8 protein-coding genes are annotated in these 8,223 nt (G+C 66.3%); 3 read left to right on the top strand and 5 right to left on the bottom strand.

What is annotated here, in order from left to right; translation table 11 throughout:
• A partial coding sequence (locus ACXJL8_RS26715; protein WP_456685881.1) for an RlpA-like double-psi beta-barrel domain-containing protein occupies window positions 1-125 on the top strand: 125 nt, incomplete at its 5' end.
• A gap of 198 nt (window positions 126-323) precedes the next feature.
• Here ACXJL8_RS26715 and ACXJL8_RS26710 read toward each other — a convergent pair.
• Entirely contained in the window at window positions 324-2,531 is a 2,208-nt protein-coding gene (locus ACXJL8_RS26710) for a primosomal protein N' (RefSeq protein WP_456685880.1), read from the bottom strand.
• 121 nt (window positions 2,532-2,652) lie between these two features.
• On the opposite strand from ACXJL8_RS26710, the gene ACXJL8_RS26705 reads away from it, so the two are divergent.
• Window positions 2,653-3,618, top strand: a complete 966-nt coding sequence (locus ACXJL8_RS26705; RefSeq protein WP_456620772.1) for a tyrosine recombinase XerC — start codon at window positions 2,653-2,655, stop codon at window positions 3,616-3,618.
• 83 nt (window positions 3,619-3,701) lie between these two features.
• Window positions 3,702-4,292 (top strand): DUF4337 domain-containing protein, encoded by a 591-nt coding sequence (locus ACXJL8_RS26700; RefSeq protein ID WP_456620773.1) that lies wholly within the window; start codon window positions 3,702-3,704, stop codon window positions 4,290-4,292.
• Window positions 4,293-4,501: 209 nt separating this feature from the next.
• On the opposite strand, the gene ACXJL8_RS26695 is transcribed toward ACXJL8_RS26700, so the two are convergent.
• The 4 genes from ACXJL8_RS26695 to odhB all read right to left on the bottom strand — a co-directional run.
• Entirely contained in the window at window positions 4,502-5,032 is a 531-nt protein-coding gene (locus ACXJL8_RS26695; RefSeq protein WP_456620774.1) for a hypothetical protein, read from the bottom strand.
• A 34-nt stretch (window positions 5,033-5,066) separates the two neighbouring features.
• Window positions 5,067-6,467, bottom strand: coding sequence for a dihydrolipoyl dehydrogenase (gene lpdA, locus ACXJL8_RS26690; RefSeq protein WP_456685879.1), 1,401 nt, complete (start codon window positions 6,465-6,467; stop codon window positions 5,067-5,069).
• Between the two features lie 38 nt (window positions 6,468-6,505).
• Window positions 6,506-7,267 (bottom strand): SDR family oxidoreductase, encoded by a 762-nt coding sequence (locus tag ACXJL8_RS26685; protein WP_456620776.1) that lies wholly within the window; start codon window positions 7,265-7,267, stop codon window positions 6,506-6,508.
• Window positions 7,268-7,322: 55 nt separating this feature from the next.
• Window positions 7,323-8,223: 2-oxoglutarate dehydrogenase complex dihydrolipoyllysine-residue succinyltransferase (odhB, locus tag ACXJL8_RS26680; RefSeq protein WP_456685878.1), on the bottom strand; the 901-nt coding region annotated here is incomplete at its 5' end.

The raw sequence follows: 8,223 nt of genomic DNA, 5'->3' as shown, positions 1-8,223 counted from the left end.
TCACCATCAATGACCGCGGCCCGTTCATTCGCGGCCGTGTCCTCGACCTCTCCACCGGCGCTGCCCGCGCCATCGGCCTGACCGGCGCCGGCGTCGGCCGCGTCACCGCCGAGGTCGTCTCCTAAGGCCCTCGACGCGCGCGCAGGCCTCGCCATCGGCTGCTGCCGTGTGAGCGGCGGGGTCATCGGGTGAACAAGCCCGCCGTCTTGGGGGACGGCGGGCTTTTTCTATTCTCGGTCATTCTGGGGCACGCGAAGCGTGAACCCGGAATCTCGAGATTCCGGGTTCGATGCTACGCATCGCCCTGGAATGACGGCAAAGGCCTACAAAAAGCTCTGCGGGTCGACGTCGACCTCGAGCTTTTGATTGCCCTTCGGCTTCGGGCTGACGGCGAGCCAGTTGCGCAAATAATCCGACAGGTCGAAGCCGCGCGCCGATTTCACCAGGATGCGGAAGCGATAGCGGCCCTTGATCACGGCGAGCGGCGCCTCTGCCGGACCCAGCACCTGCACGCGCTCGTCGCGCGGCGCCAGCGCAACCAGCCTGCGGCCCAAACCTTCCGCGCTCGGACGATCGCCGGCGGAGATGATCAGGCTCGCGAGCCGGCCGAACGGCGGATAGAGCGTCCGTTCGCGCAAATCGATCTCGCTGTCGTAGAAGGCCTCGCGGTCGCAGGCGATCAGCGCCTTCATCACGGGATGGTCGGGCTGGTGCGTCTGGAGATAGCCGACGCCGCGGCCCTGCTCGCGCCCGGCACGGCCGATCACCTGGTTGAGCAATTGCCAAGTGCGTTCCGACGCGCGCGGATCGCCATTGGACAGGCCCAGATCCGCATCAACCACGCCGACGAGATTGAGCCGGGGAAAATTGTGGCCTTTGGCAACAAGCTGCGTGCCGATGATGATGTCGACGCGGCCCTCGGCGATGTCATTCAGCTCCGAGCGCATCGTTTCGATCGAGGTGATGAGATCGCTCGACAGCACCATGGTCCGCGCGTCCGGGAACAGCGCGGCCGCCTCCTCCTGCAAGCGCTCGACGCCGGGACCGACCGCGACCAGCGATTCCTCCGCCGCGCAGTGCGGGCAGGTCTGCGGGCGCGGCATCGAGAAGCCGCAGTGATGGCAGACCAGCCGCTGCCGGAAGCGATGATCGACCAGCCAGGCGTCGCAGATGGTGCAGGCGAAGCGATGGCCGCAGGCGCGGCACAGCGTCAGCGGCGCGTAGCCGCGGCGATTGAGGAACAATAGCGCCTGCTCGCGCCGTTCGATCGCGGTCTTGATCTCGGAGGCCAGGCGCGGCGAGATGAAGCGGCCGCGCGCCGGCTGCTCGCGGCGCAGATCGATCGCCTCGATATGCGGCATGTGCTGGCCGCCGAAGCGCGACGGCAGCGCGATGCGCTGATAGCGGTTCTTGCGCGCATTGACCTCGGACTCGACCGATGGCGTCGCGGACGCCAGCACGATCGGAATCTTGGCGATATGCGCCCGCACCACCGCCATGTCGCGGGCGTGGTAATGCACGCCGTCCTCCTGCTTGTAGGCCTGGTCGTGCTCTTCATCGACGACGATCAGCCCGAGATTGGCGTAGGGCAGGAACAGCGCCGAGCGCGCGCCGACCACGACGGGCGCGCTGCCGTCGGAGATCGCGGCCCAATTGCGCGCGCGGGTGCGCGGCGTCAGTTCCGAGTGCCATTCCAGCGGCCGCGCGCCAAAGCGTTGCGCGAAGCGGTCGAGGAACTGGCCGGTCAGCGCGATCTCCGGCATCAGGATCAGCGACTGCCGGCCGCGGCGGATGTTCTCGGCGACCGCCTCGAAATAGACCTCGGTCTTGCCCGAGCCGGTGACGCCGTCGAGCAGCGCCACGTGAAAGGTGCCGTTGGCCGCGAGCGCACGCATCGCATCGACCGCGGACAGCTGCAGCGGCGTGAACTCCGGCCGGCCAAAGCCGGGATCGGGTGCCGGCGGCGGCGGAGGCGGCGGCAGCGGCTCGACCGTCAGCGTGCCCTCGTCGACCAGACCGTCGATCACGCCCGCGGACACGCCGGCTTCCTTGGCGGCCTCGGATTTGCCATGCAGCAGCCGGTCGGACAGCAGCTCGATGACGCGCTGCCGCGCCGGCGTCAGCCGCCGCGGCGGATCGCCGACCAGGCGCACGCCGGCGCGCACCCGCTCGGGACCGAGATTCTCGCCCATCCGCAGGCACATGCGCAGCACCATGCCGCGCGGGCTCAGCGTGTAATTGGCGACCCAATCGACGACCGAACGCAGCTCGGGTTTCAAAGGCGGCAGATCGAGCTTCTCGCTGACCTCCTTGAGCCGGTTGTGCAGGCGTGGATCGGGATTGGCATTTTCGGCCCAGACCACGGCGAGCACCTCGCGGGGCCCAAGCGGCACGCCGACGAGATCGCCCGCCTTCAGCTCCATGCCGCGCGGCACCTTGTAGGAATAGGTCTGGTCGAGCGCGACCGGCACCAGCACGTCGACCATGCGGGTCGCGTTGGCGGAGGCGGCACTGCGCGGCAAGTGATCCATGAATGGTCTTTGGCGGAGAATCGGAACCCGGGGCTTCAAGGCTAGCCGCGGCAGGCGGCCTTAGCGAACGATAAACGAGTGTGATGCGATATACTGTGCGGAATCACCAGGTCCAGAGCTCATGAGCAAAGCGGCCGCCCCACACATCGAGCTCGCCAGCGCCGATCCCTCGATCGCGCAGGAGATGGCGCGCTGGCTGTCGCATCTCGGCGCCGAACGGCGGCTGTCGCCGAAGACGCTGGAGGCCTATGCCCGCGACTTGCGGCAGTGCCTCGATTTCCTCTGCACCCATTGGGGCGAGCGCGTGACGCTGGCGCGGTTTGCCGCGCTCGAGGCCACCGACATCCGCGCCTTCATGGCGATGCGCCGCGCCGACGACATTGCCGGCCGCTCGCTGATGCGGGCGCTCGCCGGCCTGCGCTCGTTCGGCCGTTTCCTCGAACGCGAGGGCAAGGGCAAGGTCGGCGCCTTGTCGGCGATCCGCGCGCCGAAGGTAGCAAAAAGCCTGCCCAAGCCGCTGCCGATGGCGTCGGCCAAACGCCTTGCGGACGCCGACGAGCGCGCCGGCGAGGAGCGCGAGAGCTGGATCCTGGCCCGCGACGCCGCCGTGATGGCGCTGCTCTACGGCTCGGGCCTGCGCATCTCCGAAGCGCTCGGGTTGAAGCGCCGCGAAGTGCCGCGGCCCGGCGAAGGCGACGTGCTCGTCGTCACCGGCAAAGGCAACAAGACCCGCATGGTGCCGGTGCTGCAAAACGTACTCGCGCTCGTGCAGGAATATGTTTCGATGTGCCCGTATCCGCTGCCCGCGGAAGGCCCGATCTTCGTCGGCGCGCGCGGCGGCCCGCTGAGCCCGCGCATCATCCAGCTCGCGATGGAGCGGCTGCGTGGCGCGCTCGGCCTGCCCGACAGCGCCACGCCGCAYGCGCTCCGCCATTCCTTTGCGACGCACCTGTTGTCGCGCGGCGGCGATCTGCGCGCGATCCAGGAACTGCTCGGCCATTCCTCGCTGTCGACCACGCAGATCTACACCGGCATCGATTCCGAGCGGCTGCTGGAAGTCTATGCGAGCGCGCATCCGCGGCGGTGACACACTGATGTCACAACTCCCTTGCCTCTTGCGCGGCGCCCGCGGTTCGGTCAATCGTGGGGAACCGAGGCAGGAGGGACATCATGAGCGCACATGAAAGCATGGAGCACGCCGAGCACGCCGAACACGCGTCCGGCTCGAACAAGAAGATCGCCCTTCTGATCGCCGTGCTGGCGCTGTTCCTGGCGATCTCGGAAACGCTCGGCAAGGGCGCCCAGACCGAATCGATCAGCAAGAACGTCGAGGCCGCCAATCTCTGGGCCTTCTTCCAGGCCAAGACCATCCGTCGCACCGTGGTGCTGACCGCGTCCGAGCAAGGCAAGCTCGCGCTGGCCGGCACCACCGACGAGGCCCTGAAGCCGGTGCTGCAGAAGCAGGTCGAGGACTGGACCAAGACCGCGGCGCGCTACCGCTCCGAGCCGGAGACGGGCGAAGGCACCGAGCAGCTCGCCGAGAAGGCCAAGCACGCCGAGCACGAGCGCGACGAGGCGACCGCGAAGTATCATCATTTCGAGCTGGCGTCGGCCGCGTTCCAGATCGGCATCGTGCTGGCCTCGGCCACCATCATCACCGGCATCTTCGCGCTCGCCTATGTCGGCGGCATCCTGACCCTCGCCGGCATCCTCATGACCGCGTTCGGCCTGTGGTGGCCGCATGTGCTGCATCTGCATTGAGGAATTAAGGCAGCTTACTCCGCCGTCGTCCCGGCGAAGGCCGGGACCCATACCGCGTGATCTATCGATTGCGGATGATGGGAGTACCGAACGGCGAGTCTTCGCCAAACTTCTCCCTGGGGTTATGGGTCCCGGCCCCCCGTGCGCAATTGCGCACTAGGCCGGGACGACACCTGGGAATTGGTGCGAGCCTGAACTCACAACAGCGCTTACCGCGCTTCGTGCACGCTCTTGCGGAAGCGCTGGATCAGGCGGAGGGTGCGCGAGGACCAGCCTTCGCCGTTGCCGGTGATCAGCTCCCTGATGCGCCGCTTGATCGGATCGACCAGCTCGGCCGCCTTGGCGCGTAGCTTCATCACGAGATCGTAGAGCCGCTCGAACCAGGCCATCTCCATCAGCTTGTCGCGCGTCACGTCGAAGACGAAGGCGGTGACGCCGACGCCGAGCAGCTTCGCGAACAGGATCGTGAAGACCGCGCTGGTCCAGTATTCGTGCGTGAGCAGCCACAGGCCAACCAGCTTCAGCGGAAACAGCGGAATGATGGGGACCGCGAACACGATCAGCGTCATCGCCGGCGACAGCGCGTCGACGCGCTCAGTCAGCCATTGCTTGAACCGCGCGAGCGGAATCAATGCGACAACCCGCGCGACGATCGGCTCGAGATGGTCCCACAGCCAGGCTTCGATCAGGAAGATGATCGCCAGCAGGACCCAGACCGGTTGAAGAAGGCGGCGCAGCATGTGTTGTCCCGCCCGAAACGGCTCGGGGCGTCGCCTACATATGGATGGCCCGCTTGCCGACTGCAAGCGCAGCCTCCTTGATGGCCTCGGAGCGGGTCGGATGCGCGTGGCAGGTGCGCGCGAGATCTTCCGCACTGCCGCCAAATTCCATAAGAACACACGCTTCATGGATCATTTCGCCGGCTTCGCGGCCGATAATGTGCACACCGAGCACGCGATCGGTCTTCGCATCTGCGAGAATCTTCACAAAGCCGTCGGTGGTCTGGTTGACCTTGGAACGGCCATTGGCGGTGAACGGAAACTTTCCGACGGTATAAGCCACGCCAGCCTGCTTCAGTTCCTCCTCAGTCTTGCCGACGGCAGACACTTCGGGCGTGGTATACACGACGCCTGGGATAACGTCGTAGTTCACGTGCCCGGACTGGCCCGCAATGATTTCCGCGACCGCAACGCCTTCGTCCTCGGCCTTGTGCGCGAGCATGGGGCCCGCGACGACGTCGCCGATGGCATAGACGCCCTTCACGCTGGTGGCAAAATGCGGGTCGATCTGGACGCGGCCCCGGTTGTCGAGCGCGACGCCGGCTTCCTTCAGGCCGAGGCCGTCGGTGTAGGGCACGCGACCGATGCAGACCAAAACGATGTCGGCTTCGATGGATTCAGCGGCGCCGCCGGCGGCGGGCTCGATGGTCGCCTTCAGCGTCTTGCCGGAGGTGTCGACGCCGGTGACCTTGGCCCCGAGCTTGAACGCAAAGCCCTGCTTTTCCAGGATGCGCTGGAACTGCTTGGCGATCTCGCCGTCCATGCCAGGCATGATGCGGTCCAGGAATTCGACGACGACGACTTCGGCGCCGAGACRCTTCCACACCGAGCCGAGCTCGAGGCCGATCACGCCGGCGCCGACGATCAGCAGCTTGCCGGGGACCTTGTCCAGTGACAATGCGCCGGTCGAGGACACGATGCGCTTCTCGTCRATCTCGATGCCTTTGAGGCGCGCGATGTCCGAGCCGGTGGCGATGACGATGTTCTTGGTCTCGACCATTTGCGACTTGCCGTCGGCGGAGACTTCCACCTTGCCGGTGCCGAGAATCTTGCCGGTGCCCTTGAGCACGTCGATCTTGTTCTTCTTCATCAGGAACTCGACGCCCTTGACGTTGCCGTCGATGCCCTGCTGCTTGAAGTTCATCATCGCCGGCAGCTCGAGCTTCGGCGCGGAAACGGAAACGCCCATCTTGGCGAAGGAATGCGCGGCTTCCTCGAACATCTCGGAGGCGTGCAGCAGCGCCTTCGACGGCATGCAGCCGACATTGAGGCAGGTGCCGCCGAGCGTGGCGTCCTTTTCCACCACGGCGACTTTCATGCCGAGCTGGGCTGCGCGCACCGCGCAGACATAACCGCCCGGTCCGGTGCCGATGACGACGAGATCGTAGGTAGCCATGAGAGAAAGTCCCGTAGGTTTAGCGTGATGAGGATGTGTCAGCGTCCGCCGGACACATCGAGAATGGCTGAGGTGACGTAGGAGGCATCGTCCGACATCAGCCAGACGATGGCGTTGGCGATTTCCTCGGCGGTGCCGACGCGCTTCATCGGCACCAGATGGGCCAGACGATGGGCGCGGTCGGGCTCGCCACCGGCGGCGTGGATTTCGGTGTCGATCAGGCCGGGCCGGATCGCGGCGACGCGGATGCCTTCGTTCGCGACCTCATAGCCGAGCCCGACGGTGAAGGAATCGACCGCGCCCTTGGAGGCGGCATAGTCGACATATGTATTCGGCGCACCAAGTCTGGCAGCAACCGATGACAGATTGACGATGACGCCGCCCTGGCCGCCGTGCTTGGTCGACATCCGCTTCACGGCTTCGCGCGCGCAGAGAATCGAGCCGGTGACATTGACCGCCATCACGCGCTGGATGCGCTCGGCCGACATCTCGTCGACGCGCACGCCGCTCTGGCCGACGATGCCGCCATTGTTGACGAGCGCCCCGAGCGTGCCGAACTTGTCGGCTTGCTTGAACAGTTCGAGGATGTCGCTTTCCTCGGCGACATCGCATTTCACCGCAATGGCCTTGCCGTTGCTGGCCTCGATCAGCGAGACCACTTCGTCGGCGGCCGTCTTGTTGCTGGCATAGCCGACGACGACACGGAAGCCGCGCGCGGCCGCCGCGATCGCGGTCGCCCGCCCGATGCCGCGGCTGCCGCCGGTGATGACAACGACCTTATCCGTCACGCTCGCCTCCATCTTTCGACAAACGCCGTCGCCCATACAGGCGACGGCGCTTTCAAGGCATCAGAAATCAGAGGTCCAGCACCAGCCGCGCCGGATCTTCCAGGCTCTCCTTGACGCGGACCAGGAAGGTGACGGCTTCCTTGCCATCGATGACGCGGTGATCGTAGGACAGCGCCAGATACATCATCGGACGGACCTCGATCTTGCCGCCGATCGCCATCGGCCGCTCCTGGATCTTGTGCATGCCGAGGATGCCGGACTGCGGCGCGTTCAGGATCGGGGTCGACATCAGCGAGCCGTAGATGCCGCCATTGGTGATGGTGAAGGTGCCGCCCTGCATCTCGTCGATCTTGAGCTGGCCGTCGCGGGCGCGGCGACCGAAATCGGCGATGCCCTTTTCGATGTCGGCGATCGACTTGTGGTCGCAGTCGCGCACGACAGGCACGACGAGGCCCTTGTCGGTGCCGACGGCGACGCCGATGTGGTAATAGTTCTTGTAGATCAGGTCGGTACCGTCGATCTCGGCGTTGACGGCCGGGATGTCCTTCAGCGCCTGCACGACGGCCTTGGTGAAGAAGCCCATGAAGCCGAGCTTCGAGCCGTGCTTCTTCTCGAACGCGTCCTTGTAGTGCGCGCGCAGCGCCATGACGTTGGTCATGTCGACCTCGTTGAAGGTCGTGAGCATCGCAGCCGTGTTCTGGACGTCCTTGAGGCGGCGCGCGATGGTCTGGCGCAGCCGGGTCATCTTGACGCGCTCCTCGCGGGCGGCGTCATCGGCCGGCGACGGCGCGCGGACCTGGACGGCGGCGGCCGGCTGGTTGACCGGGGTCGGCGCGGAAGCGGCGCGCTCGATCGCGGCGAGCATGTCGCCCTTGGTGACGCGGCCGTCCTTGCCGGAGCCCGGAACGGTCGAGGCGTCGATGCCGGTCTCGGCGGAAAGCTTGCGCACGGACGGCGCGAGCGGCGCG

The sequence above is a fragment of the Bradyrhizobium sp. P5_C11_2 genome, assembly GCF_054049755.1.
This window is presented reverse-complemented; position numbering and strand designations above follow the sequence as displayed.

What these genes read in the sequence shown, in the direction of transcription:
- ACXJL8_RS26710 (WP_456685880.1), bottom strand. Translation starts at nt 2,531, where the DNA reads ATGGATCACTTGCCGCGCAGTGCCGCCTCCGCCAACGCGACCCGCATG.
- ACXJL8_RS26700 (WP_456620773.1), top strand. Translation starts at nt 3,702, where the DNA reads ATGAGCGCACATGAAAGCATGGAGCACGCCGAGCACGCCGAACACGCG.
- ACXJL8_RS26695 (WP_456620774.1), bottom strand. Translation starts at nt 5,032, where the DNA reads ATGCTGCGCCGCCTTCTTCAACCGGTCTGGGTCCTGCTGGCGATCATC.
- ACXJL8_RS26685 (WP_456620776.1), bottom strand. Translation starts at nt 7,267, where the DNA reads ATGGAGGCGAGCGTGACGGATAAGGTCGTTGTCATCACCGGCGGCAGC.